The sequence below is a fragment of the Xylophilus sp. genome (assembly GCA_009914555.1).
GTDB lineage: Bacteria > Pseudomonadota > Gammaproteobacteria > Burkholderiales > Burkholderiaceae_C > WNDY01.
Genome location: WNDY01000031.1, coordinates 31,777 through 54,769 on the forward strand (window position 1 = coordinate 31,777; position 22,993 = coordinate 54,769).

The following is a 22,993-nucleotide window of genomic DNA, read 5'->3' on the forward strand; positions in this document are numbered from 1 at the left end:
ATGGACGACCGGATCGACCCGCGGGTGAGAAGGATGCTCGAAGCGCCGGTCGTCCCCACGGTGCTGGCAATGGCATGGCCGAACGTGCTGATGATGGTGGTGCAGTCCGGCACCGGCTTCGTGGAGGCCTGGTTCCTCTCCCGGCTCGGGACGCAGGCGCTGGCCGGCTCGGCGCTGGTGCTGCCGCTGATCATGCTGATGCAGAACATGTCGCAGGGCGCGATGGGCGGGGGCGTGTCGTCGGCCATCGCGCGCGCGCTCGGCGCCGGGCGGCGCAACGAGGCCGACAGCCTGGCGCTGCACGCCGTGCTGATCGCGGTCGCGCTGGGGCTGGGCTTCACGCTGCTGGTGCTGCTCGCCGGCCCGCGGCTCTATGCGTTCCTCGGTGGCCGCGACCGTTCGCTGGCCGCGGCGCTCGCCTATTCAAACGTTGTGTTTGCGGGGATCGTGCTGATGTGGACCATGAACACGCTGGCCAGCGTGGTCCGCGGGACCGGCAACATGCTGGGCCCGGGCGCGGTGGTCTGCGGCGGCGCGCTGCTCCTCGTGCCGCTGTCGCCCTGCCTGATCTTCGGCATCGGCCCGCTGCCGGCGCTGGGCATCGCGGGCGCCGGCGCGGCCCTGCTCGCCTACTACGGCGCGGGCACGCTGGTGCTGGGCTGGTACGTCGCCAGCGGGCGCAGTTCCGCGCGGCTGCGGCGCGGCGCGCTGCGCCGGGAGCGCTTCCGCAGCATCCTCGGCGTCGGGGCGCTGGCGACTGTCAATTCGCTGCAGACCAACGCGATGCTCGCGCTGAGCACGGCGCTGGTCGACGCGTATGCGGGGACGTCGGCCGTGGCCGGCTACGGCATCGCGGCGCGGCTCGAATACCTCGTGGCCCCGCTGGCCTTCGGCATCGGCGCGCCGCTCGTCGCGCTGGTCGGCGCCAACCGCGGCGCGGGCCAGCCGGAGCGTGCCCGCCGCATCACGGCCGCCGGCGGCGCGCTGGCCTTCGCCTGCGCCGGTGCGGTCGGGGCGGCTGCGGCCTGCTGGCCGATGGCCTGGCTGGGCCTGTTCAGCAGCGAGGCCGCAGTCCTGAGGACCGGCACGAACTATCTCGGAACGGTCGCGCCGTTCTACGGCTTCTTCGGCATGGGCTGGGCGCTGTACTTCGCGTCGCAGGGCGCCCGGCGGCTGAAGTGGCCGCTGCTGGCCGGCTTCGCCCGGCTCGCGCTGTCCGTGGGCGGCGGCTGGGCGGTGCTGCACTTCACCGGCTCGCTGGCGCTTTTCTTCGCCACGGCGGCGGCCGCGATGGCGCTCTATGGCCTGGTGATCGCCGCCGCAGCGTCGTCGCGCGGCGGCTGGTTCCCCATTGCCGCACCGGCACACGGCCGGGACTGACCGGCCTACAGCACTTCGCTCGCGAAGTCCGCCAGCCGCGAGCGCTCTCCGCGCGCCAGCGTGATGTGCCCGCTGTGCGGCCAGCCCTTGAACTTGTCGACCGCATAGGTCAGGCCCGAGGCGCCCTCGGTCAAGTAGGGCGTATCGATCTGCGCGAGGTTGCCCATGCAGACGATCTTGGTGCCAGGGCCGGCGCGGGTGATCAGCGTCTTCATCTGCTTGGGCGTGAGGTTCTGCGCCTCGTCGATGATCACGTACTTGTTGAGGAACGTGCGCCCGCGCATGAAGTTCATGCTCTTGATCTTGATGCGGCTCCTGATCAGCTCGTTGGTGGCTGCGCGGCCCCATTCGCCGGCGTTGCCGCCGTCGCCCTTGGCCAGGAATTCGAGGTTGTCGTCGAGCGCGCCCATCCACGGGCCCATCTTCTCCTCCTCGGTGCCGGGCAGGAAGCCGATGTCCTCGCCCACGCTCACGGTCGCGCGGGTCATGATGATCTCGGTGTAGCGGCGCTCGTCGAGCACCTGCGTCAGGCCCGCGGCCAGTGCCATCAGCGTCTTGCCGGTGCCGGCCGTGCCGGTCAGCGTGACGAGGTCGATCTCCGGGTCCATGAGCAGGTTCATCGCGAAGTTCTGCTCGCGGTTGCGGGTGTTGACGCCCCAGACCGCGTTCTTGGCCGAGCCGTAGTCCTTGAGCGTCTGCAGCACGGCGGTCTTGTCGCGGATCTCGGTCACGCGCGCATGGAGGCTCGGCTCGTCGGGCGCCTCGAAGTAGACGAACTGGTTGATCAGCAGTTGCGGCACCACCGGCCCGCCGATGCGGTAGTAGGTGTGGGCGCCCTGCTGCCAGCTCTCGACGTTCTTGCCGCTTTTGCTCCAGAAGTCGGGCGGAAGCGCGAGCGCGCCGGCGTAGAGCAGGTCGCCGTCGTCGAGCACCTTGTCGTTCTGGTAGTCCTCGGCGTCCAGGCCCAGCGCGCGCGCCTTCACGCGCATGTTGATGTCCTTGGAGACCAGTACGACCTCGCGCGGCGCATGTTTGTCGCGCAGCGCCGCGACCACGCCGAGGATCTGGTTGTCGGCCTTGCCCTGCGGCAGGCTCGCGGGCAGCTTGCCGTCGAGCGTCTCGGTCTGGAAGAACAGGCTGCCGCCAGCCTCGCGGTGGCCGGTGGTGTCGAGCTTGAGGCCGCGGCCGATGTCGGCGCCCTGCGCCGCGGCGAGCGCGTCGAGCGTTCGGCTGGCCTGGCGGCCGTTGCGGGCGACCTCGGTCATGCCGCGCTTGTGGCCGTCGAGTTCCTCCAGCACGATCATCGGCAGGTAGATGTCGTGCTCCTCGAAGCGGAACAGGCACATCGGGTCGTGCAGCAGCACGTTGGTGTCGAGCACGAACAGCTTGGCCTGCGCGTCGTTCGGGCGGGCCTTGCGCACGCGCGGTGCGGGCGCGGCGGCCGGCCTGGCGGCGCCGCGGCTGGCGCGGGCCGGCGCGATGTCTACCACCGGCGCCGACGGTTGGCGGGCAACGGGCGCGGCCGCTGGCGCGGCGCTGGCCACGGGAGCCGTTTCGACCGGGCGCAGCAGCGCAGCGGCCGGGGACGGGGCTGTGGCACGGCGCGTGGCCGCGGCCTTGCGGGCCGGAGAGGGTCTGGCCGGAACGTCGTAGGCGTCGGAAGAGAGCAGGGTGGCGCGCTTGGTCGGGGCGGGAGGCAGGGGCATGGGCGGTCAGCTCTCTGGCGGTTCGGAAATGAAAAAGCCGCCTGGAACGAACCGGGGCGGCTTGGTCGGAAGGGTGAGAATCTTGCTTTGCAGCAGGAGCATGGACCCATTATGCACACGCCCCGCGACGGCGGGGCGGATGGCTGTAACAGCAGTGCGGAAGGCTCAGGCGGCCTTTTTGAGCGCCTTGACTTCCTTAACGGCCTTGAGGACTTCCTCGACGTGGCCGGGCACCTTGAGGCCGCGCCACTCCTGCTCCAGGATGCCGTCGGGGCCGATCAGGAAGGTGCTGCGCTCGATGCCCTTGACCTTCTTGCCGTACATGATCTTGTTCTTGACCACGCCGAACATGTGGCACATTTTCTCTTCGGTGTCGGCGATCAGTTGGAACGGCAGTTCCAGTTTGGCCTTGAATTCGTCGTGCGACTTCATGTTGTCGCGCGACACGCCGAACACGGTGGCGCCGGCCTTCACGAAGTCCTTGTACTTGTCGCGGAACTGCATGGCTTCGGTCGTGCAGCCCGGGGTATTGTCCTTCGGGTAGAAATACAGCACGAGAACCTGGCCGAGGTGGGAGGTGTTGGAGACCTTGATGCCACCGGTGGCGTTGGCTTCGAATTCCGGGATAAGCTTGCTGACAACGATCGCCATATAACTTCAATCTCGTGTGACAGGATGTGGTCGTTGAAAAGGGCGGCAGTCGCTCGGGACTCCGGGGCGGCCTGCCGTCTCCCCAGGCCGCCTACTTTCCCTCTGGAAAACATCCAATTTTACCGTGTTTTCGCTTTTCATCCCTGCGCAGGGGCTTGCGCTGTCTCCAGCAGCAGGGCCGCGACCACGTTGCGACCCTCGGCGGCGAGGATGTTGTAGGTGCGGCAGGCGGCGGCCGTGTCCATGGTTTCGAGCCCGATGCCGCGTGCGACCAGCGGCCGCAGCCAGGCCGGCTGCGGGAAGCGGTTGCGCTGGCCGCTGCCGAAGATCATGACCTCGGCCTCCAGGCCGGCCAGCCGCTCGAAGTGCGCGGCCGTCAGGTCCTCGAAGCGGCCGCAGTACCAGGGCTCGCGCACGCCGCGCGCACCGACGATGACGCTGCCGTCCACCCGGTCCTTGTCCACCCCGACCCAGCCGGGGCCGTAGCCGGTGATGGTCTGCACGTCGGAACGGTCGGGCTGGAGCTTCATGCGGTGGGGCGTGGATGCGGCTGGAGAGGGCCCTGCGCGGGGCTGGCGGCGCGCCGCGCGGGCGGCCGGTGTGGTGGCGAACTGTGGTCAAATTATAGGTTTCGTCCCGCATCGCACCTGTTCGCGGGCCTCATACCCTGTTGCCGGGAAGGCCATGAAAACCGTCCGCAAGTCCGCCAAGCTCAACAACGTCCTCTACGATGTCCGGGGCCCGATCGTGGATGCGGCCAGGCAGATGGAGGACGAGGGCCAGAAGATCATCAAGCTCAACATCGGCAACATGGCGCCGTTCGGTTTCGATGCGCCCGAGGAAGTGCAGCAGGACATGATCCGCAACCTGCCCGACTCGGCAGGCTATTCCGACAGCAAGGGCATCTTCGCCGCGCGCAAGGCGGTGATGCACTACACGCAGCAGCTCGGCATCGCGGGCGTGACGCTGGACGACATCTACCTGGGCAACGGCGCCAGCGAACTGATCGTGATGGCCACCAACGCGCTGCTCGACGAGGGCGACGAACTGCTCGTGCCCATGCCCGACTACCCGCTGTGGACGGCGGCCACCTCGCTGTCGGGCGGCACGCCGGTGCACTACCGCTGCGACGAGGAGGCCGGCTGGCTGCCCGACCTGGAGGACATGCGTGCCCGGATCACGCCGCGTACGCGCGGCATCGTGGTCATCAACCCGAACAACCCGACCGGCGTGCTCTACCCCGAGCCGCTGCTCAAAGGCATCGTCCAGATCGCGCGCGAGCATGGGCTGGTGCTGATGGTGGACGAGGTCTACGACAAGGTGCTCTATGACGGCGTGAAGTTCACCTCGATGGCCAGCCTGTCCACCGACGTGCTCACGCTCACCTTCAATTCGCTCTCCAAGGCCTACCGCTCCTGCGGCTACCGCGCGGGCTGGATGGTGATCTCCGGCCCCAAGGCCGATGCCCGCGACTACATCGAGGGCCTGAACATGCTGGCCAACCTCAAGCTCGGCTCCAACGTGCCGGGTCAGTGGGCCATCCAGACGGCGCTGGGCGGCTACCAGAGCATCAACGACCTGGTGAAGGAGGGCGGGCGCCTGCGCCGCCAGCGCGACCTGGCCTACGAGCTGATCACCGCCATCCCCGGCGTCAGCTGCGTCAAGCCGCAGGCCGCGCTCTACATGTTCCCGCGGCTCGACCCGGCGCTGTACCCGATCGCCGACGACCGCCAGTTCTTCATGGAGGTGCTGCGCGCCACGCGCGTTATGCTGGTACAGGGCTCGGGCTTCAACTATCCCGACAACCAGCACTTCCGCATCGTGTTCCTGCCGCACGAGGACGACCTGCGCACGGCGATCGACCGGCTGGCCGGCTTCCTCGCGCAGTACCGCGAGCGCCATGGGCGCGCGGGCTGACATACTCCCCCTCTATTGACCGTGCAGCGCGCGTTCTGCGCGCACCATGACTGGATACTCCCCTTATGAAACCGATCCGAGTGGGCCTGCTGGGCCTGGGCACCGTGGGCAGCGGCACCTTCCACGTCCTGCGCCGCAACCAGGAGGAGATCCGCCGCCGCGCGGGCCGCGGCATCGAGATCGCCGCCGTGGCCGACCTCGACGTGGCCCGGGCCCAGGGCATCGTGGGCGAGGGCGTCAAGGTCGTGGACGATGCCCGCCAGATCATCGCCGACCCGTCGATCGACATCGTGGTGGAGCTGATCGGCGGCTACGGCGTGGCCAAGGCCCTCGTGCTCGAAGCCATCGCGGCGGGCAAGCACGTGGTCACGGCCAACAAGGCGCTGCTCGCGGTGCACGGCACCGAGATCTTTGAGGCCGCGCACCGCCGCGGCGTGACCGTGGCCTTCGAGGCCGCCGTGGCCGGCGGCATCCCGATCATCAAGGCCGTGCGCGAGGGTCTCACGGCCAACAGCATCCAGTGGATCGCCGGCATCATCAACGGCACCACCAACTTCATCCTGTCGGAGATGCGCGACAAGGGCCTGGACTTCGACGTGGTGCTGAAGGAAGCCCAGCGCCTCGGCTATGCCGAGGCCGACCCCACGTTCGACATCGAGGGCGTCGATGCCGGCCACAAGATCACGCTGCTGTCGTCGCTGGCCTTCGGCATCCCGGTGCAGTTCGACAAGGCCTACGTCGAAGGCATCACCAAGCTGGGCGCGCAGGACATCCGCTATGCCGAGCAGCTCGGCTACCGCATCAAGCTGCTGGGCATCACCAAGCGTGTGGAGAAGGGCATCGAGCTGCGCGTGCACCCGAGCCTGGTGCCGACCAAGCGCCTGATCGCCAACGTCGAAGGCGCGATGAACGCCGTGGTGGTGCAGGGCGACGCCGTCGGCACCACGCTCTACTACGGCAAGGGCGCGGGCAGCGAGCCCACGGCCAGCGCGGTGGTGGCCGACCTGGTCGACATCACTCGCCTGCACACGGCCGACGCGGCCCACCGCGTGCCGCACCTGGCCTTCCAGCCCGACGCGCTGTCGGACCTGCCGGTGCTGCCGCTGGCTGACATCGCCACCAGCTACTACCTGCGCCTGCGCGTGGCCGACCAGGCCGGCGTGCTGGCCAAGGTGACCGGCCTGCTAGCCGAGGCCGGCATCAGCATCGACGCGGTGCTCCAGCGCGAGGCCGACGAGGTCGGCGGCGAAGGCTCCACCCAGACCGACCTCATTATCCTGACCCACGACACCCGCGAAGGCACGCTCGACGCGGTGCTGGCCCAGGTGCAGGCGCTGCCCACGGTGCTGGCGCCGATCGTGCGGATCCGCAAGGAAGAACTGGCATGAGGTGGAAGGCAAAGTAATACAATCAGGTATTACTTCATCGGAGCTGCGCCATGAGCTATGCCCTGACCGTCAAAAGCCAAGTCACCGTGCCCAAGGCCATCCGCCAGCATCTGCGCGTGGAGCCGGGCCAGTCGGTCGATTACGAGCCGCTGCCCGACGGCAGCGTGCGCATGTTCGCCGTGCGGCCGCCGGCCCGGCAGACCGCCGCGGAATTTCGGGCCGCGCTGGAGCGTTGGCGCGGCAAGGGCATCGCGGGGATGAGCACGGACGAGATCATGCGCGAAACCCGTGGCGATGATTGGAACCGATGATCTTCGTCGACTCCAATGTATTGATCGACCTGTTCGAAAATGATCCGCAGTGGCGTGCCTGGAGCGGCTCCCATCTGAGCCTGGCACTGGAAGAAGATGTGCTCGCGGTGAACGTCGTCGTCTATGCCGAAATCGCCCGCAGCTTCCCGGATACCGATGCCGTGGACGTTTTCCTTGCCGAATTCGGCATCGGGCTCGAGCCGATTCCGCGGGAGGCTGCTTTCGCCGCCTCCCGCGCCCACCAGCGCTACCGCCGCGCCGGCGGCGCCCGCATCGCCACGCTGCCGGATTTCTTCATCGCGGCCCATGCCCAGGCGGCCGGTGCGCGGCTGTTGACGCGTGATGCCATGCGCGTGCGTACCTATTTCCCCGATCTCACCGTCATCGCCCCCGCATGAACTACCTCTCCACCCGCGGCCACCCCGACCGCAAGCGCTTCAGCGACATCCTGCTCGAAGGGCTGGCCCCCGACGGTGGCCTGTACCTGCCCGAGACATACCCCCAGGTGGATGCCGCCGCGCTGGCCGAACTGCGCCGCGTGTACCACGAGCAGGGCTACGCCGAGCTGGCCTTCCGCCTCCTCTCGCTCTACATCGACGACATCCCGGCCGATGACCTGCGCGCGCTCTGCGAGAAGACGTACACGGCGCAAGCCTTCGGCACCGGCGAGATCGTGCCGCTGCGCCATCTGGAAGAGGGCCTGTGGATCGAGGCCCTGTCCAACGGCCCGACGCTGGCCTTCAAGGACATGGCGATGCAGCTGCTGGGCAACCTGTTCGAGTACGAGCTGCGCCGCCGCGGCGAGACGCTCAACATCCTGGGCGCGACCAGCGGCGACACCGGCAGCGCGGCCGAATACGCCATGCGCGGCAAGGAGGGCGTGCGCGTCTTCATGACCTCGCCCGACGGCCGCATGAGCCCGTTCCAGCAGGCCCAGATGTTCAGCCTGCAGGACGACAACATCCACAACCTCGCGGTGCAGGGCGTGTTCGACGACTGCCAGGACATCGTCAAGGCCGTCTCCAACGACCTCGAATTCAAGCGCCGCTACCGCATCGGCACGGTCAACTCGATCAACTGGGCGCGGCTGCTCGCGCAGGTCGTCTACTACTTCGCCGGCTACCTGCAGGCGACGCAGCACGAGGGCGAGAAAGTCAGCTTCGCGGTGCCGAGCGGCAACTTCGGCAACGTCTGCGCCGGCCACGTCGCGCGGCAGATGGGCCTGCCGATCGACCGGCTCGTCGTGGCGACCAACGAGAACGACGTGCTCGATGAGTTCTTCCGCACCGGCGTCTACCGCGTGCGCGCCGCCGCCGACACGCACGAGACGTCGAGCCCGTCGATGGACATCTCCAAGGCCAGCAACTTCGAGCGCTTCGTGTTCGACCTGCTGGGCCGCGACGCCGGCCGCACGCGCACGCTGTTCGGCGAGGTGCTGGCGCGCGAGGGCCGCTTCGACCTGTCGGGCGATCCGGCCTTCGCCGATGCGGCCAGCCGCTTCGGCTTCGTCAGCGGCAGGAGCACCCATGCCGACCGCGTCGCCACCATCCGCGACACCTGGGAGCGCTTCGGCACCGTGATCGACCCGCACACGGCCGACGGCCTGAAGGTCGCGCGCGAGCACTGGCAGCCGGGCGCCGGTGTGCCGATGATCGTGCTGGAGACGGCGCTGCCGATCAAGTTCGCGGCGACGATCGTCGAGGCCCTGGGCCGCGAGCCCGAGCGGCCGGCGCGCTTCGACGGCATCGAGGACCTGCCGCGCCGCGTGTCGGTGGTGCCCGCCGACGCGGACGTGGTGAAGAAGTACATTGCCCAGCACGCCGGCTGACGCCGGCCCTGCCAAGGAGCATCGGCCATGAAAGTCGCCATCTTCGCCGGCTGGTCCGGCTCCGGCAAGACCACGCTGGTGGAGCGCGTGATCCCCGCGCTCAAGGCGCGCGGACAGCGCGTGTCGGTCATCAAGCATGCGCACCACAACTTCGACGTGGACAAGCCCGGCAAGGACACCTGGCGCCACCGCGAGGCCGGCGCCTTCGAGGTGATCGGCGTCTCGGACCGGCGCTTTGCGCTGATGCAGGAGTTCGAGCAGCCCATCACCTCGGATGAGGGGCCCGACCTGGCCGCGCTGATCGCCCGGCTCGACGCGCGCGCCGACTGGGTGCTGGTCGAAGGCTTCAAGCAGAGCCCGGTCCCCAAGATCGAGGTCTGGCGCGCCGTGCCCGACGGCGAGCCGGCCCGCCCGCTGCGCTTCGCCGGTGACGCGGCCGTGCTCGCCATCGCCACCGATGCGCCGCAGCGGCTGCCCGCCGGCGCCCCGCCCGCACTCGACATCAACCGGCCCGAGGCCGTCGCGCAGTGGCTGCTCGACCATGCCGACCGCTTCGAATGGCAAGGAAGCCTATGAACCGCCCTCCGCTGCGCCCCCTCGACGATGCCCTGGCCGCACTGCTCGCCCATGCGCGACCGCTGGCCACCGAACAGGTCGACACCTTCGATGCCGACGGCCGCGTGCTCGCGCAGGACCTCGTGAGCGAACTGCACGTGCCGCCGCACGACAACAGCGCGATGGACGGCTACGCCCTGCGCGCGGCCGACGCGGCCGTGGCCGGCGCCGAGCTGCCGGTGTCCCAGCGCATCGCCGCCGGCGCCGTGCCCGCGCCGCTCCTGCCGGGCACCGCCGCGCGCATCTTCACCGGTGCGCCGATGCCCGCGGGCGCCGACACGGTCGTGATCCAGGAAGACACCGAATCCCTGCAGGACGGCAGCCGCGTGCGTTTCACCGCCCCGGCGCGGCCCGACCAATCGGTGCGCCGCGCCGGCGAGGACGTGGCCCGCGGCCAGACCGTGCTGCGCGCGGGCGAGCGGCTCGGCCCCGCGGCGCTCGGCCTGGCCGCCGGCATCGGCGCGGCCCGGCTCACGGTGTCGCGGCGACCGCGCGTGGCGCTGTTCTCCACCGGCGATGAACTGGTCATGCCCGGCACCGTGCCGCCGTCGCAACTGCCGCCCGGCGCGATCTACAACTCCAACCGCTTCTTCCTGCGCGCGCTGCTCGGGCGCTTCGGCTGCGAGGTGAGCGACGTGGGCATCGTGCCCGACCGGCGCGACGCCACCATCGAGGCGCTGCGCGCCGCGGCCGCCGGCAGCGACCTCGTGCTGACCAGCGGCGGCGTCTCGGTCGGCGAGGAGGACCACGTGCGCCCGGCCGTCGAGGCGCTGGGCTCGCTCGACCTCTGGCAGATCGCGCTCAAGCCGGGCAAGCCGTTCGCCTATGGCCGCGTGGAACAGGCCCACTTCATCGGCCTGCCGGGCAACCCGGTGTCGAGCTTCGTCACCTTCCTGGTGCTGGTGCGGCCCTTCCTGCTGCGCCTCCAGGGCCTGCGGGACGTGGCGCCGCGCGGCTACCTGCTGCCGGCGCACTTCGACTGGCCGCGGGCCGACAAGCGCCGCGAGTTCCTGCGCGCCTCGCGCAATGCCGAGGGCGGGCTGGAGCTGTTCGCGCACCAGGGCTCGGGCGTGCTGACCTCGGCCGCGCAGACCGAGGGCCTGGTCGACAACCTGCCCGGCCGGACCATCGCGCGCGGCGACCTCGTGCGCTTCCTGCCATTCGCGGAGCTGCTGGGATGACGTCGTTCGCCGTGACCGTGCGCTACTTCGCCTCGGTCCGCGAGGCGGTCGGCACCGGCAGCGAGACGCTGCACACGGCCGCGCCCACGGCCGGCGCGCTGCGCGACGAACTCATTGCGCGCGGCGGCGCCTGGGCGCAGGCACTGGCGCACGGCCGCGCGGTGCGCATCGCCGTGGATCAGGCGCTGGCCGACGGTGCGGCGCCGCTGCATGCGGGCGCCGAGGTCGCGTTCTTTCCGCCCGTCACCGGGGGTTAGGGGTATAGGCCCACAGCGGGCTGAATCTGCCGGCTGCCAGCCTATACCCTTGGGCCTATCCGCCTTGACAGCTGCCGCTCCAGCGCCGGCGAGGCGGCCGTCATCGGCGCGCGCAGCACGTTGCGTATCCATCCGGCCTGGGCCAGCAGCGCCTTGACCGGCGCCGGGTTCGGCTCGGCAAAGCAGTCGGCCACCCAGGGCTGCAAGCTGGCCCAGACGGCCCGCGCCGCCGGCAGCTCGCCCGCAGCCACATGGCGCAGCACGGCCGCGAACGCGTCCGCGCGCCAGTGCGCGCTCGCCGCGATGGCGCCCGCGCCGCCGAGCGCGGCGGTCGTGAGGATCTGCGCATCCTCGCCGGCCAGCACCTGCAGCCGGCCATCGGCGATCAGCGCCTGCGTCTTGGCCGGGCTGCCGCCGCAGTCCTTCACTGCGCGGATGTTCGGGTGCGCGGCCAGTTCCAGCAGCGTGGCCGTCTCCAGCACCGCGCCGGTGCGGTAGGGAATGTCGTAGACGATGAGCGGCACGTGGGCCGCATCGGCAAGGGCGGTGAACCACTGCACGATGCCCGCCTGCGACGGCCGGGTGGTGTGCGGCGGCGGCACCAGCAGCCCGGCGATCGGACGAGCAGCCAGCGCGCGCACGGCATCGAGCGTGTGGCCGAGGTGGTAGCCCGAGATGCCCATCACGACAGGGAGTGGTCCGACTGCATCGAGCACGGTGTCCAGCACCGCGAGCCGCTCGGCGTCGTCGAGCGCAGCGGCCTCGCCGGTCGAGCCGCAGGCGACGAAGCCGGCCACGTGCGGCGCCAGCCGCGCGACCAGGGCGCGCAGCGCGGCATGGTCGACGGCGCCGTCGGCATCGAAGGGCGTGACGAGCGGAATCCACAGGCCGGCGAAGCCGGCGGGCAGGGAGGCAGAAGGCATGGCGACAGTTTTCCTTGCAACAGACAGAGGTTCGACCGAGGGGAGGAAGAACCGTCCGGAGGAAAGCGCCGTGCCAGCCGTGGTGGGCGCGCCGAAGAGGGGAGGGAAAGAGAGAAAGAAAACCGCTCCGTGCTGCCGTGCCAAACTGCTCCGCCGCTCGTCCGGACGGAGCCCGCAGCTCCGGCCTAGACGAGCTGGGGTTTTTTCAGCAGCGCAGCCGCCGGCACGGCCCGCACCACGGCCGTGCGCGGGACGGCGGCGAGGACGAAGGCGATGGCGTGGCGGCGTGGCATGGATCGCGAGTATAGGGGCGGTGCGAAAATCCGCTCATGACGACGGCCGCCCGCACCACCATCCGCATCCAGACCGAGGACTTCGACGCCGGCGCCGAAATCGCCGCGCTGCATGCGGGCAACCCGCGCGTGGGCGCCGTGTGCTCGTTCATCGGCACGGTGCGCGGCGATGCGGCGGGGCTGTCGGCGCTGGAGCTGGAACACTACCCCGGCATGACCGAGCGGGCCATTGCCGACATGGCCGCGCAGGCCCATGCGCGCTTCGGCATCGAGGCGGCGCTGGTCATCCACCGCGTGGGCAGGCTGCCGCTGCATGCGCAGATCGTGATGGTGGCGGTGGCTGCGCCGCACCGGGGCGCAGCATTCCAGGCCTGCGAATTCCTCATCGACTACCTCAAGACCCAGGCGCCGTTCTGGAAGAAGGAGCACACGCCGGACGGCGGCCGCTGGGTCGATGCGCGGGTGGCCGACGACGCGGCGCTGGCGCGCTGGGGTGTCGACGCACCGTCGATGGCAATGTAGGGGGTATAGGGCTGTAGCCGGCGGATCAGGCCGGCATTGGCGCTGATCGGTCGGGAGTATGCTCAGTGCATGTAGCCTGGCAGGATGCGTGCCGCGGCCTGGGCCACTTCTTCCTTGAAGTCCTGCGCACTGTCCCAGTCGGCCTGGTCGAGCGCGCCCTTGAGCAGCTTGAGCAGCGCATGCATGGTCTGCGGCTCCAGCGTCACGCGAAAGCCGCGCGGCTCGCCGACCTGGCCGTCGAGCTTCTCGCGCAGCGACAGCGCCAGTTGCTGGTCCTGCGTGGTCGCGACGTCGATCTCGGTGACCAGCAGCGGCGCGTCGCCCAGCGGCTGCTGGGCATTCGGCGGCGGCATGTAGGGCTGGCCGAACACGGCGCCTTCGAGCGCGCGCTGGCTCTCGAACTCGGCCGCCATGCGGCGGGCTTCTTCCGAGACGGTCGCCGGCAGCGACTGGCGCAGTGCGCTCAGCTGCGCCACCTGATCGCGCAGCGCCGGGGCGAAGCGCAACGCGAGGCGGCGGGTGAGCCAGCAGCGCACCTCCGCGCCGCTGGTCGCGCTGACGCGCAGGAGCAGGCGGTCCTGTTCGGCGACGTACTGCAGCGACAACTGGTGAAGGCCCATGCGGACGATTCTACGGAGCGGATCGGACGCCCGCGGCCGGTTCGGCACTTTGCGCCAGCATCGCGCGCAGCTGGGTGCGGCGGCGCTCCAGGTCCTGGATCTGTCGTTCGATGGCGGCCAGCCGGTCGCGCTGGATCTGGGTGGCCTCGGGGCATGAACGGGCATCATTGACCAGCAGCATGCAGTCGGGAAAGCTGCGGATCTCGGCCAGGTTCAGCCCGGTCGAGATCAATTTCTGAATCTGCCGCACCTGGGTGACGGCCAGCGGCGCAAAGCTGCGGTAGCCGTTGCCGGCACGGGTGGAGGCGAGCAGACCATGCGCGTCGTAGTGGCGGATCGAGCGCTGGCTGGCGCCGGTGGCGCGGGCCAGGGCTCCGATGGTCAGCGGTGCCTGCGTGTCGGGCTGCGGCATGGGTGCGCGGGGGAGGAGGGTGCTTGACTCTCACATCGGTGTGAGGCTTGAGACTGGGCGGATATTAATCCTGTGGAGCCTCCGCCCATGACCTTGTCCTTACTTCGCCGCAGCTTCGCGGCCCTTGCCGCCACGCTCGTTCTGATGGCCGTGGCACCCACCGCATCGGCGGGCACGCGCGACCACACGGTCGTCGCGCCCGACGGCGTCACCCTGGCCGTGCAGGAGGCGGGCGACCCCGCCGGCACGCCGGTCGTCTTCGTCCACGGCCTGCTGGGCAGCCGGCTCAATTGGCAGGCGCAGCTGCAGGCGCCCGCGCTGCAGCGCCACCGCCTCATCACCTACGACCTGCGCGGCCACGGCCTGTCGGGCAAGCCCTCGCAGCCCGAGGCGTATGCCGAAGGCCGGCGCTGGGCCGACGACCTGCACGCGATCATCACGTCGCTGGGCGTGCGCAAGCCGGTGCTGGTGGGCTGGTCGCTCGGCGGCGCGGTCATCACCAACTACCTGGCCGCCTATGGCGATGCAGACCTGGCCGGCGCGGTCTATGTCGACGGCGTGGTCGAGCTGGTCCCTGAGCAGATTCCGCCGCACCCGGCCGTCTACCGCGACATGGTGTCGGACGACCTCGCCACCCACCTCGACGGCGAATACGCCTTCCTGCGCCTGTGCTTCCACCGCCAGCCCGGCGAGCGCACCTTCGCGCGCCTGCTGGCAAACGCCGCCCTGGCATCGTGGGACATGCAGCGCGCCGTGCAGTCGATGACGGTGCCGCTGGTCGAAGGGTTGGGATCGGCCACCGTGCCGCTGCTGTTCATCTACGGCAAGCACGACGCGCTGGTCCGCGCCGGGCCGTCCATCGCACGGGCCCGGCAGGTCAACCCCCGCGTCCGCAGTACCCTCTACGAAGGGTCGGGCCACGCGCCGTTCATCGAGGAAGCGGAGCGCTTCAACCGTGAGCTGGCGGGTTTTGTCGATGCAGTGGCGCCGCGATAGCGGGTGCCGTGTCGGCGGTGTGGGCGGGGCCCGCCAGGGGCTCAGACCACGGCGTCGCTGCGCAGCGCTGCGATCCGCTCGGCATCGAAGCCCAGTTCGTGCAAAACCTCGTCGGTATGCTGCCCCAGCGCCGGCGGCGCGTGGCGCAGCACCGGTGGCGTGGCCGACAGCCGCAGCGGGCTGGCCACGGAGCCGATCGTGGCCACGCCATCGCCCGCAGCGCCCTCCGGCCAGCGCGGCTGCTGCACATGCAGGCCGCGCGCCTGCACCTGCGGGTCGTCGAAGGCCTGCGCGATGTCGTTGATCGGGCCGCAGGGCACGGCCTTCTTCTCCAGCAGCGTGATCCAGTCGGCCGTCGTGCGGCTGCGCGTCAGGTCTTCCATCAGCGGGATCAGCACGGCGCGGTGCTTCACACGCAGCGTGTTGGTCGCAAAGCGCTCGTCAGCCGACCATTCGGGCTTGCCGGCCGCCGCGCAGAAGCGGGCGAACTGGCCGTCGTTGCCGATGGCCAGCAGCATGGCGCCGTCGGCCGTGGGAAAGTCTTGATAAGGCGCCAGGCTCGGATGCGTGTTGCCCTGGCGCTGCGGCACGTTGCCGGCGTTGAGAAAGCCGCTGGCCTGGTTGGCCAGGATGGCCATGCCCACGTCGAGCAGGGCCATGTCGATGTGCTGGCCCTGGCCGGTGCCTCCGGGCTGGTCGCGCACGCGCAGCGCGGCGAGGATGGCGGTGCTGGCATAGCAGCCGGTGAACAAATCGGTCAGCGCCACGCCCACGCGCAGCGGGCCGCCGCCGGGCTCGCCGTCGGCGCGGCCGGTGATGCTCATCATGCCGCTCATGGCCTGCACCATCAGGTCGTAGCCGGCGCGCTCCGCATACGGTCCGTCCTGGCCGAAGCCGGTGACCGAGCAGTAGACCAGGCGCGGGTTCAGTGCGCGCAGGCTGGCATGGTCCAGCCCGTACTGGGCCAGTCCGCCGACCTTGAAGTTCTCCACCAGCACGTCGGCCTGCAGGACCATCCGGCGGATGATTTCCTGGCCTTCGGGCTTCGCGATGTCGAGCGTGATGGAGCGCTTGTTGCGGTTGCAGGCGGCGAAGTAGCTGGCCTGGTCGGTGTCGCGGCCTTCGGCGTCCTGCAGGAAGGGCGGGCCCCAGTGGCGCGTGTCGTCGCCCGCGCCGGGGCGCTCGACCTTGACCACGTCGGCGCCCAGGTCGGCCAGGATCTGCGTGCACCAGGGGCCGGCGAGCACGCGCGAGAGGTCGAGGACCTTGATGCCGTCGAGGGCAGGGCGCTGGGCAGTCGTCATGGGTAAGCCTGTAGGGGGTATATGCCCCATGCCGGCGCATTTCGCGGACATGGGGGCTGTCCTGACGGCAGTATGCGGATCAGTTCGAGAACGCGGCGATGCCCGTTTGCGCGCGGCCGAGGATCAGCGCATGCACGTCGTGCGTGCCCTCGTAGGTGTTGACCACTTCCAGGTTCACCAGGTGCCGCGCCACGCCGAACTCGTCGCTGATGCCGTTGCCGCCGAGCATGTCGCGCGCCGCGCGGGCGATGTCGAGCGCCTTGCCGCAGTTGTTGCGCTTGATGAGCGAGGTGCCTTCGACCGACGCGATGCCTTCGTCCTTCATGCGGCCGAAGCGCAGCGCGGCCTGCAGGCCCAGCGCGATTTCGGTCTGCATATCGGCCAGCTTCTTCTGGATCAATTGGTTGGCCGCGAGCGGGCGGCCGAACTGCTTGCGGTCGAGCGTGTACTGGCGCGCGGTGTGCCAGCAGAACTCGGCCGCGCCCATCGCGCCCCAGGCGATGCCGTAGCGCGCGCTGTTGAGGCAGGTGAACGGGCCTTTCAGGCCGCGCACCTCGGGGAAGGCGTTCTCCTCTGGCACGAACACGCCGTCCAGGACGATCTCGCCGGTGATCGATGCGCGCAGGCCGACCTTGCCGTGGATCGCGGGCGCCGACAGGCCCTTGGCGCCTTTTTCCAGCACGAAGCCGCGGATCGGGCCGACCGCGCCGCCTTCGCTGACCTCCTTGGCCCAGACGACGAAGACGTCGGCGATCGGGCTGTTGGTGATCCACATCTTGGAGCCGGTGAGCCGGTAGCCGCCATCGACTTTCTGCGCGCGCGTGGCCATGCTGCCGGGGTCGGAGCCGTGGTCGGGCTCGGTCAGGCCGAAGCAGCCGATCCATTCACCGCTGGCGAGCTTCGGAAGGTACTTCTGCTTCTGCGCTTCGGAGCCGAATTCGTTGATCGGCACCATCACCAGGGAACTCTGCACGCTGGCCATCGAGCGGTAGCCCGAGTCGACGCGCTCGATCTCGCGCGCGATCAGGCCATAGGCGACGTAGTTCAGGCCCGCGCCGCCGTACTGCTCGGGGATCGTGGGGCCCAGCAGGCCGATCTCGCCCAACTCGCGGAAGATCGTCGGGTCGGTCGTCTCGTGGCGGAACTGCTCCAGCACGCGCGGCGCGAGTTTGTCCTGGCTGTAGGCGTGGGCGGCATCGCGGATCGCGCGCTCGTCGTCGCCGAGCTGTTGATCGAGGAGGAAGGGGTCGTCCCAGTGGAAGGCGGCGTGCGTGGCCATGCGGGTCTCCTGAAAGAAGGTATTGGAATATGGTGCGATGCTAGAACCGTTCTCCCAGCGGCCGCAAGCGAGTATTCTTCATCCAGATATACCGATCCGGAACTCCATGCGACGCAAACTGCCGTCCACCCAGGCGCTCGCCTGCTTCGAGGCCGCCGCCCGCCACGAGAGCTACACCCGCGCCGCGCAGGAGCTGGCGCTCACGCAGAGCGCAGTCTCGCGGCAGATCGACGCACTCGAATCCTTCCTCGGCCTCGCGCTGTTCCGCCGCACGCGCCACGGCGTGGCGCTCACGCCCGCGGGCCGCAGCTATGCGCGCCAGGTCGCCCAGCGGCTGCAGGGACTGGAGCGCGACACACTGGAGGTGATGGCGCACCAGGGCCAGGGCGGCGCGCTCGCACTCGCGGCGGTGCCGACCTTCGCCACGCGCTGGCTGATTCCGCGGCTGCCGCAGCTGGCGGCGGCGCACCCCGAGATCACGGTGCACATCGAGACGCGCACGCGGCCCTTCCTGTTCGCCGAGGCCGGCTTCGACGCGGCGCTCTACGCCGGCACGCCCGAGCAGGTGGCCAACTGGCCCGGCACGCGCGCGACCTCCCTGCTGCGCGAGGACGTGCTGCCCTTCTGCAGCCCGGCGCTGCTGCCCGCGGGCCGGCCGGTCGCGCCCGCGGCGCTGGCCGCGCTGCCGCTGCTGCAGCAGAGCACGCGGCCGCACGGCTGGCGCCAGTGGTTCGACGCGTTCGGCGTGGCCGCGCCGCGCGCGCAGGGCGGGCCGCGCTACGAGCTGTTCTCGATGCTCGCGATGGCCGCCGCGCACGGCCTGGGCGTGGCGCTGATCCCGCCGCTGCTGATCGAGGCCGAGCGCGCGCGCGGCGAACTGGTGCCGGCCTGCACTGCGGCGCTGCCGGGCCAGCGCGGCTACTACCTGGTCGTGCCGGCGGCGCCGGAGCCTTCGCCCGCGCTCGATGCCTTCGCGGCCTGGCTGGCCGGCGCGGCGGCACAGGGGTCCGCGGCGGCCTGAGCCAGCGCGGCGGCCTGCCGGGCCACCGCGGCCACATCGAGGCTGAGGGCGAGCCCCGCATCGTCGAGTTCGGCGAGGTCGAACCAGCGCGCATCAAGCGCGTCGTCGCCCGCGGCGGGCTCGCCCGCCGTCCACCGGCACAGGACCGCGATCAGGACGAAGTGCCGGCGCAGCCCCCCGCCCGCGTCGCGGTCGAATGCATCGACGGCCGTGAAGACGTGCTCGGCGCGGGCCTGCACGCCGGTCTCCTCTCGCAGCTCGCGGACCGCCGCGTCCACGATCGTCTCGCCGGGCTCGATCTTGCCGCCGGGCAAGCCCCAGCGCCCGGCATCGGGCGGGTTGGCGCGCCGCACCAGCAGCACGCGGCCGTGGCGGAAGACGGCGGCGAGGGCGGCCGCGATGGGGCGCGGCGGCGGTGCGTCGTGGGTCGGCATGGCGGCTTCTCCGGACAGGTCATGCAGGTCGGTGCGCGCCGGATGCGCTCGCCTGCTGCGCCCCGGTCGTCTGCGCGGCCACCAGCCGCGCATAGGCGCCCGCGCGGCGCATCAGCGCCTCGTGGCTGCCCGACTCCACGATGCGGCCTGCGGCCACCACCGCGATGGTGTCGGCCTGCCGCACCGTCGAGAGCCGGTGCGCGATGACCAGCGTGGTGCGCTCGCGCATGAGTTCGGCCAGCGCCCGGTGCACGCGCGCCTCGCTGAGCGCGTCCAGGTGCGAGGTGGCCTCGTCCAGCACCAGCACCGGCGCGTCGCGCAAAAAGGCGCGCGCGATCGCGATGCGCTGGCGCTGTCCGCCCGACAGCGCCACGCCGCGCTCGCCCACGCGCGTGGCCAGACCCTCGGGCAGCCCGGCCACGAAGTCGGCCAGCGCGGCGCGCTCGACCGCCTGCGCCAGCTCGGCCGCGCTGGCGCCGGGGCGGGCCAGGCGCAGGTTGTCCTCCAGCGTGCCGTTGAGCAGCCAGGTGTCCTGCGCCACCAGCGCGATGCGGGCGTGCAGCGCGTCCAGCGTCAGCTCGGGCAGCGGCACGCCGCCGATGCGCACCGTGCCCTGCTGCGGATCCCAGAAGCGCAGCAGCAGGCCGGCCAGCGTGCTCTTGCCCGCGCCCGAGGGGCCGACCAGCGCCAGCGTGGCGCCCGCGGGCACGGCCAGCGTCACGCCGTGCAGCGCCGGCCGGTCGCGGCCCGGGTAGGTTAAGCACACGTCCTCGAACGCCAGCGCCAGCCCGCCGGCCGGCACCGGCGGCGCGAGCGGGCCGTCCGCAATGGGCACCGGCTCGTCGTGGATCGCGCAGAGCCGGTGCGTGGCGGCCAGCGTGTCGGCGAGCTGGCGGCTGACCTGCGCGATCTCCGACACCGGCAGGAACGCAGCCACGGCCAGCAGCATCGGCAGCGGCAGCGCTGCGGCCGGCAGCCGGCCGTGCGCCACCCACCACGCGCCGGCGGCGGCCACCGCCAGCCCGCCGAGCCCGGTGGCCGCTTCGAGCAGCGCGCCCTGGCGCGCCAGGTCGGCCAGCAGGGCCAGCCGCACCTGCTGGTAGTCGCGCACGGCGGCCAGGAAGGCGGCGCGCCGCTGCCCGGTGGCCGAGAAGGCCACCAGCTCGGGCAGGCCCTGGATGGTCTCGGCCAGGTGCGCGGCCAAGAGCGACAGCGCCTGCCGCGCGCGGCTGCCGAGCGCGTCGATGCGCTCGCGGCTGCGCCACGGCGAGGCCGCAGCCCAGGCCAGGAAGGGCAGCAGCGCCAGCGCCAGCGGCCAGGCGGTGGCCGCCAGCACCAGCAGCACCGCCGCCGGCACCAGCACGGCCACGATCGCGGGCGCCACCGTGTGCGCGAAGAAGTACTCGACCGTCTCCACGTCCTGCGTCGCCAGGCCCGTGCGTTCGCCGGAGCGCCGCCTCAGCAGGTAGGCCGGCGCCAGCGCTTCGAGCTTGCGGTAGAGCGCGATGCGCATCTCGGCCAGCAGCTCGTAGGCGACTGCATGGGCCAGCCACGACTCGACCCAGTGCAGCGCGGCGGCCACCACCGCCGCGGCGAACAGCCCGGCCAGCAGGCCCGCGACCGGCTGGCCGGCCTTGAGGCGCGCGATCACCAGCGCACTCAGGGCCGAGACGCCGATGAAGGCGGCCACGCGGCCGACGCCGCTGGTGACCGTGACCGCGAAGCGCCCGCGCCAGGGGCGGATCACCTCCAGCAGCAGCCCGAACACCCGGCGCATGCCGGGCTGGGGCGCGGCGGGCGAGACGGCTTCGTCGCGTTCTTCTTCCCGCGCGGCGCCGGCGCTCCCGCCCGCCGGGGCGTCCGGCAAGGGGCCGGAGGACGGCGACGACGGCGCCTGCACCTGCTGCTCGCCCATCAGGCGCCGGTACAGCGTGTCGGCCGCGATCAGTTCGGCATGCGTGCCGCTCTCGGCGATGCGGCCCTCGTCGAGCACGAGGATGCGGTCGGCATGCGCCACGCTGGAGAGCCGGTGCGCGAGGATCAGCGTCGTGCGGCCGCGGCTCGCGCGGTCGAGCGCCTGCTGGATCTCGGCCTCGTTGCGGGCATCGACGGAAGACAGCGCCTCGTCGAGGACCAGGATCGGCGTGTCGCGCAGCAGCGCGCGGGCGATCGCCAGGCGCTGGCGCTGCCCGCCCGAGAGCTGGGCGCCGCGCTCGCCGAGCACCGTCCGGTAGCCCTGGGGCAGCGCCGCGATGAAGCCGTGCGCATTGGCCGCGGCGGCGGCCGCGCGCAGCTGCTCATCGGTGGCGTCGGGCCGGGCCAGCCGCAGGTTGTCGGCCACCGTGCCGTGGAACAGCATGCTGTCCTGCGCCACCAGCGAGATGCGCCCGCGCACCGCCTCGGGGTCGAGCGTGCGCAGGTCGCGGCCGTCCATCTCGATCGTGCCCTGCTGCGGGTCGTGCAGCCGCAGCAGCAGCCGCACCAGCGTGGACTTGCCCGCGCCGCTGGGGCCGACGATGCCCACGCGCTCGCCGGGCCGGATCTCGAAGCTCATGCCGTCGTGCGCCGGCCGGCGGTGGCCGGGGTAGGCGAAGGCCACGCCGCGGAAGGCGATCGCGGGCGCACCGGCGATCGGGGCTGGCGGGCCGCCCTGCGCCGACGGCGCGCGCGGCGCGGTGCTTTCGGCGTCCAGCAGCGCATACACCGCCGCCGCGGCCGACTGGCCCATCAGCCCCTGGTGCAGCACCGCGCGCAGGTCGCGCAGCGGCCGGAAGATCTCGGTGCCCGCCATCAGAACGACCAGCAGCGCCGGCAGCGCCATCTCGCCCTGCGACACGCGCCAGGCGCCCAATGCCAGCGCGGCGGCGGCGCCGAGCGTGATCCCCAGGTCGGTGAAGAAGCGCGCCGACACCTCGCGGCCCAGCACGCGGAAACTGTTGTCCGCCAGCGCGCGCGCCCGCTCGGCCAGCCGCTCGCCCCAGGCGCGGCTCTGGCCGAATGCCTTGAGCGTCGGCAGCCCCTGCATCGCGTCGAGGAACTCCTCGCCGAACGCCTTGAATGCCTGCGCGCGCCGGCGCGATGCCTCGCGGTGGCCGGCATGCGCCGCCAGCGGCAGTGCCAGCGTGACCAGCGCCGCGACGAGCAGGACCAGCGCGACCGGCACGTCCCACCAGGCGATGAAGCCGAAGATGACGACCGGCGCGCAGGCCGCCACGAACAGCTGCGGCAGGTAGCGGCCGAAGAACGGCTGCAGCTGCTCCACGCCGTCCACCACGGCCAGCGTCACGCCGCCGGTGCGCTGGCCGCCGAACCAGGCCGGCCCGAGTTCGACGATCCGGTCGTAGAGCCGCGCGCGCAGCCCGGTCTGGATGCGCGCGGCATTGCGGTTGGCCAACTGGTTGAAGGCGTATTCGAACGCGCTGCGCAGCACGACGGCTGCGCCGGCGGCGGCCAGCGGGCTCCACAGCGGCCATCCGGCGCGGCCGTCGAACAGGCGTGCGAGGAACAGGCCCAGCAGCGCGAAGCGCGCGATGCCGGCCGCCAGGGCCGAGAGGCCCAGCGCGGCGCAGGCCAGCATGCGCAGCCGCACGCCCTGCGTCAGGGCCCAGAGTCTGGCGTCGAAGTACATGGTCGGTGGTTCTCCCGGAACACCGGATCATGCATGCGATGGCGCCGGCGTGCTCGCGCAGGGGCAGCGGCCCGGCGGCGCATGGGCCGAACCGCAGATGCGAATCCGTCTGGGAAGCCGCCGGCTTCGCCGTGGCTCGCAGTGGGGCACGCGGAACCCGGGAGTGACGCAGGGTCTTTCCCGGGCTGCCTGGCCCGTCGGCTCAGAACCCGTAGACCGCGCTCACCCACGCCACCGGCGAGACACGGCGGCTGTCCGAGCGCGGCGCGCCGCCCGACGTGCGCCATGCCACACTCGCCTCGGCCCGCCAGCCGCCCCAGGCCAGCC

22 protein-coding genes are annotated in these 22,993 nt (G+C 71.3%); 12 read left to right on the forward strand and 10 right to left on the reverse strand.

Annotation, left to right across the window (positions count from 1 at the left end; genetic code table 11):
* A complete protein-coding gene (locus tag GAK38_RS14250; RefSeq protein ID WP_325345179.1) occupies positions 1-1,380 on the forward strand; it encodes an MATE family efflux transporter in 1,380 nt (459 codons plus the stop codon).
* 5 nt (positions 1,381-1,385) lie between these two features.
* Here GAK38_RS14250 and GAK38_RS14255 read toward each other — a convergent pair whose 3' ends face one another.
* The 3 genes from GAK38_RS14255 to GAK38_RS14265 form a co-directional block, all read right to left on the reverse strand.
* Positions 1,386-3,086, reverse strand: a complete 1,701-nt coding sequence (locus GAK38_RS14255; protein ID WP_325345181.1) for a PhoH family protein — start codon at positions 3,084-3,086, stop codon at positions 1,386-1,388.
* Positions 3,087-3,251: 165 nt separating this feature from the next.
* Positions 3,252-3,737 (reverse strand): peroxiredoxin, encoded by a 486-nt coding sequence (locus tag GAK38_RS14260; RefSeq protein ID WP_325345183.1) that lies wholly within the window; start codon positions 3,735-3,737, stop codon positions 3,252-3,254.
* Between the two features lie 137 nt (positions 3,738-3,874).
* Positions 3,875-4,267, reverse strand: a complete 393-nt coding sequence (locus tag GAK38_RS14265) for an Mth938-like domain-containing protein (RefSeq protein WP_325345185.1) — start codon at positions 4,265-4,267, stop codon at positions 3,875-3,877.
* 154 nt (positions 4,268-4,421) lie between these two features.
* On the opposite strand from GAK38_RS14265, the gene GAK38_RS14270 reads away from it, so the two are divergent.
* The 8 genes from GAK38_RS14270 to moaD all read left to right on the forward strand — a co-directional run bounded on the left by GAK38_RS14270 (position 4,422) and on the right by moaD (position 11,234).
* On the forward strand, positions 4,422-5,654 hold the full coding sequence (locus GAK38_RS14270) for a pyridoxal phosphate-dependent aminotransferase (protein WP_325345187.1): 1,233 nt from the start codon (positions 4,422-4,424) through the stop codon (positions 5,652-5,654).
* Between the two features lie 65 nt (positions 5,655-5,719).
* Positions 5,720-7,042 carry a homoserine dehydrogenase gene (locus GAK38_RS14275; RefSeq protein WP_325345189.1) on the forward strand — a complete coding sequence of 441 codons (1,323 nt, stop codon included), beginning with the start codon at positions 5,720-5,722 and terminating at the stop codon, positions 7,040-7,042.
* Between the two features lie 50 nt (positions 7,043-7,092).
* Entirely contained in the window at positions 7,093-7,353 is a 261-nt protein-coding gene (locus tag GAK38_RS14280) for a hypothetical protein (RefSeq protein WP_325345191.1), read from the forward strand.
* Positions 7,350-7,751: a type II toxin-antitoxin system VapC family toxin gene (locus GAK38_RS14285; protein ID WP_325345193.1), complete on the forward strand. Its 402-nt coding sequence runs from the start codon at positions 7,350-7,352 to the stop codon at positions 7,749-7,751. The genes GAK38_RS14280 and GAK38_RS14285 overlap by 4 nt, the downstream gene beginning before the upstream one ends.
* Positions 7,748-9,181: a threonine synthase gene (gene thrC / locus GAK38_RS14290; protein ID WP_325345195.1), complete on the forward strand. Its 1,434-nt coding sequence runs from the start codon at positions 7,748-7,750 to the stop codon at positions 9,179-9,181. Before GAK38_RS14285 ends, thrC begins: the two co-directional genes overlap by 4 nt.
* A 27-nt stretch (positions 9,182-9,208) precedes the next feature.
* On the forward strand, positions 9,209-9,757 hold the full coding sequence (gene mobB, locus GAK38_RS14295) for a molybdopterin-guanine dinucleotide biosynthesis protein B (protein WP_325345197.1): 549 nt from the start codon (positions 9,209-9,211) through the stop codon (positions 9,755-9,757).
* The gene (locus GAK38_RS14300) at positions 9,754-10,977 is read left to right on the forward strand and encodes a molybdopterin molybdotransferase MoeA (protein WP_325345199.1); all 1,224 of its coding nucleotides are present in this window, start codon (positions 9,754-9,756) and stop codon (positions 10,975-10,977) included. The genes mobB and GAK38_RS14300 overlap by 4 nt, the downstream gene beginning before the upstream one ends.
* Positions 10,974-11,234 (forward strand): molybdopterin converting factor subunit 1, encoded by a 261-nt coding sequence (gene moaD, locus GAK38_RS14305; protein WP_325345200.1) that lies wholly within the window; start codon positions 10,974-10,976, stop codon positions 11,232-11,234. The genes GAK38_RS14300 and moaD overlap by 4 nt, the downstream gene beginning before the upstream one ends.
* 41 nt (positions 11,235-11,275) lie before the next feature.
* Here the strand turns inward: moaD and GAK38_RS14310 are convergent, their stop codons facing one another.
* Positions 11,276-12,157 (reverse strand): 4-hydroxy-tetrahydrodipicolinate synthase family protein, encoded by an 882-nt coding sequence (locus GAK38_RS14310; RefSeq protein WP_325345202.1) that lies wholly within the window; start codon positions 12,155-12,157, stop codon positions 11,276-11,278.
* 329 nt (positions 12,158-12,486) lie between these two features.
* Here GAK38_RS14310 and GAK38_RS14315 point away from each other — a divergent pair, with 329 nt between their 5' ends.
* Positions 12,487-12,972: a molybdenum cofactor biosynthesis protein MoaE gene (locus GAK38_RS14315; RefSeq protein ID WP_325345204.1), complete on the forward strand. Its 486-nt coding sequence runs from the start codon at positions 12,487-12,489 to the stop codon at positions 12,970-12,972.
* A gap of 62 nt (positions 12,973-13,034) precedes the next feature.
* Here the strand turns inward: GAK38_RS14315 and GAK38_RS14320 are convergent, their stop codons facing one another.
* Positions 13,035-13,592: a hypothetical protein gene (locus GAK38_RS14320; protein ID WP_325345206.1), complete on the reverse strand. Its 558-nt coding sequence runs from the start codon at positions 13,590-13,592 to the stop codon at positions 13,035-13,037.
* A 10-nt stretch (positions 13,593-13,602) separates the two neighbouring features.
* Positions 13,603-14,004, reverse strand: a complete 402-nt coding sequence (locus GAK38_RS14325) for a MerR family transcriptional regulator (protein ID WP_325345208.1) — start codon at positions 14,002-14,004, stop codon at positions 13,603-13,605.
* A gap of 87 nt (positions 14,005-14,091) precedes the next feature.
* On the opposite strand from GAK38_RS14325, the gene GAK38_RS14330 reads away from it, so the two are divergent.
* Positions 14,092-15,000, forward strand: a complete 909-nt coding sequence (locus GAK38_RS14330) for an alpha/beta fold hydrolase (protein WP_325345210.1) — start codon at positions 14,092-14,094, stop codon at positions 14,998-15,000.
* 41 nt (positions 15,001-15,041) lie between these two features.
* On the opposite strand, the gene GAK38_RS14335 is transcribed toward GAK38_RS14330, so the two are convergent.
* Both GAK38_RS14335 and GAK38_RS14340 read right to left on the reverse strand, forming a co-directional pair.
* Positions 15,042-16,304: a CaiB/BaiF CoA transferase family protein gene (locus GAK38_RS14335; protein WP_325345212.1), complete on the reverse strand. Its 1,263-nt coding sequence runs from the start codon at positions 16,302-16,304 to the stop codon at positions 15,042-15,044.
* Between the two features lie 79 nt (positions 16,305-16,383).
* Complete coding sequence (locus GAK38_RS14340) at positions 16,384-17,583, reverse strand: acyl-CoA dehydrogenase (protein WP_325345215.1); 1,200 nt, start codon at positions 17,581-17,583, stop codon at positions 16,384-16,386.
* Positions 17,584-17,689: 106 nt separating this feature from the next.
* On the opposite strand from GAK38_RS14340, the gene GAK38_RS14345 reads away from it, so the two are divergent.
* Positions 17,690-18,604, forward strand: coding sequence for a LysR substrate-binding domain-containing protein (locus GAK38_RS14345; RefSeq protein WP_325345217.1), 915 nt, complete (start codon positions 17,690-17,692; stop codon positions 18,602-18,604).
* Here the strand turns inward: GAK38_RS14345 and GAK38_RS14350 are convergent.
* Both GAK38_RS14350 and GAK38_RS14355 read right to left on the reverse strand, forming a co-directional pair.
* A complete protein-coding gene (locus GAK38_RS14350; protein ID WP_325345219.1) occupies positions 18,505-19,038 on the reverse strand; it encodes an NUDIX hydrolase in 534 nt (177 codons plus the stop codon). The two genes, GAK38_RS14345 and GAK38_RS14350, sit on opposite strands and share 100 nt — an antisense overlap.
* A gap of 19 nt (positions 19,039-19,057) precedes the next feature.
* Positions 19,058-22,666, reverse strand: coding sequence for an ABC transporter ATP-binding protein/permease (locus GAK38_RS14355; protein WP_325345221.1), 3,609 nt, complete (start codon positions 22,664-22,666; stop codon positions 19,058-19,060).
* Between the last annotated feature and the right edge of the window lie 327 nt (positions 22,667-22,993).

Bases quoted from the DNA above. Each gene is read 5' to 3' on its own strand.
- GAK38_RS14250 (WP_325345179.1), top strand. From the start codon at position 1: ATGGACGACCGGATCGACCCGCGGGTGAGAAGGATGCTCGAAGCGCCG.
- GAK38_RS14255 (WP_325345181.1), bottom strand. From the start codon at position 3,086: ATGCCCCTGCCTCCCGCCCCGACCAAGCGCGCCACCCTGCTCTCTTCC.
- GAK38_RS14260 (WP_325345183.1), bottom strand. From the start codon at position 3,737: ATGGCGATCGTTGTCAGCAAGCTTATCCCGGAATTCGAAGCCAACGCC.
- GAK38_RS14265 (WP_325345185.1), bottom strand. From the start codon at position 4,267: ATGAAGCTCCAGCCCGACCGTTCCGACGTGCAGACCATCACCGGCTAC.
- GAK38_RS14270 (WP_325345187.1), top strand. From the start codon at position 4,422: ATGAAAACCGTCCGCAAGTCCGCCAAGCTCAACAACGTCCTCTACGAT.
- GAK38_RS14275 (WP_325345189.1), top strand. From the start codon at position 5,720: ATGAAACCGATCCGAGTGGGCCTGCTGGGCCTGGGCACCGTGGGCAGC.
- GAK38_RS14280 (WP_325345191.1), top strand. From the start codon at position 7,093: ATGAGCTATGCCCTGACCGTCAAAAGCCAAGTCACCGTGCCCAAGGCC.
- GAK38_RS14285 (WP_325345193.1), top strand. From the start codon at position 7,350: ATGATCTTCGTCGACTCCAATGTATTGATCGACCTGTTCGAAAATGAT.
- thrC (WP_325345195.1), top strand. From the start codon at position 7,748: ATGAACTACCTCTCCACCCGCGGCCACCCCGACCGCAAGCGCTTCAGC.
- mobB (WP_325345197.1), top strand. From the start codon at position 9,209: ATGAAAGTCGCCATCTTCGCCGGCTGGTCCGGCTCCGGCAAGACCACG.
- GAK38_RS14300 (WP_325345199.1), top strand. From the start codon at position 9,754: ATGAACCGCCCTCCGCTGCGCCCCCTCGACGATGCCCTGGCCGCACTG.
- moaD (WP_325345200.1), top strand. From the start codon at position 10,974: ATGACGTCGTTCGCCGTGACCGTGCGCTACTTCGCCTCGGTCCGCGAG.
- GAK38_RS14310 (WP_325345202.1), bottom strand. From the start codon at position 12,157: ATGCCTTCTGCCTCCCTGCCCGCCGGCTTCGCCGGCCTGTGGATTCCG.
- GAK38_RS14315 (WP_325345204.1), top strand. From the start codon at position 12,487: ATGACGACGGCCGCCCGCACCACCATCCGCATCCAGACCGAGGACTTC.
- GAK38_RS14320 (WP_325345206.1), bottom strand. From the start codon at position 13,592: ATGGGCCTTCACCAGTTGTCGCTGCAGTACGTCGCCGAACAGGACCGC.
- GAK38_RS14325 (WP_325345208.1), bottom strand. From the start codon at position 14,004: ATGCCGCAGCCCGACACGCAGGCACCGCTGACCATCGGAGCCCTGGCC.
- GAK38_RS14330 (WP_325345210.1), top strand. From the start codon at position 14,092: ATGACCTTGTCCTTACTTCGCCGCAGCTTCGCGGCCCTTGCCGCCACG.
- GAK38_RS14335 (WP_325345212.1), bottom strand. From the start codon at position 16,304: ATGACGACTGCCCAGCGCCCTGCCCTCGACGGCATCAAGGTCCTCGAC.
- GAK38_RS14340 (WP_325345215.1), bottom strand. From the start codon at position 17,583: ATGGCCACGCACGCCGCCTTCCACTGGGACGACCCCTTCCTCCTCGAT.
- GAK38_RS14345 (WP_325345217.1), top strand. From the start codon at position 17,690: ATGCGACGCAAACTGCCGTCCACCCAGGCGCTCGCCTGCTTCGAGGCC.
- GAK38_RS14350 (WP_325345219.1), bottom strand. From the start codon at position 19,038: ATGCCGACCCACGACGCACCGCCGCCGCGCCCCATCGCGGCCGCCCTC.
- GAK38_RS14355 (WP_325345221.1), bottom strand. From the start codon at position 22,666: ATGTACTTCGACGCCAGACTCTGGGCCCTGACGCAGGGCGTGCGGCTG.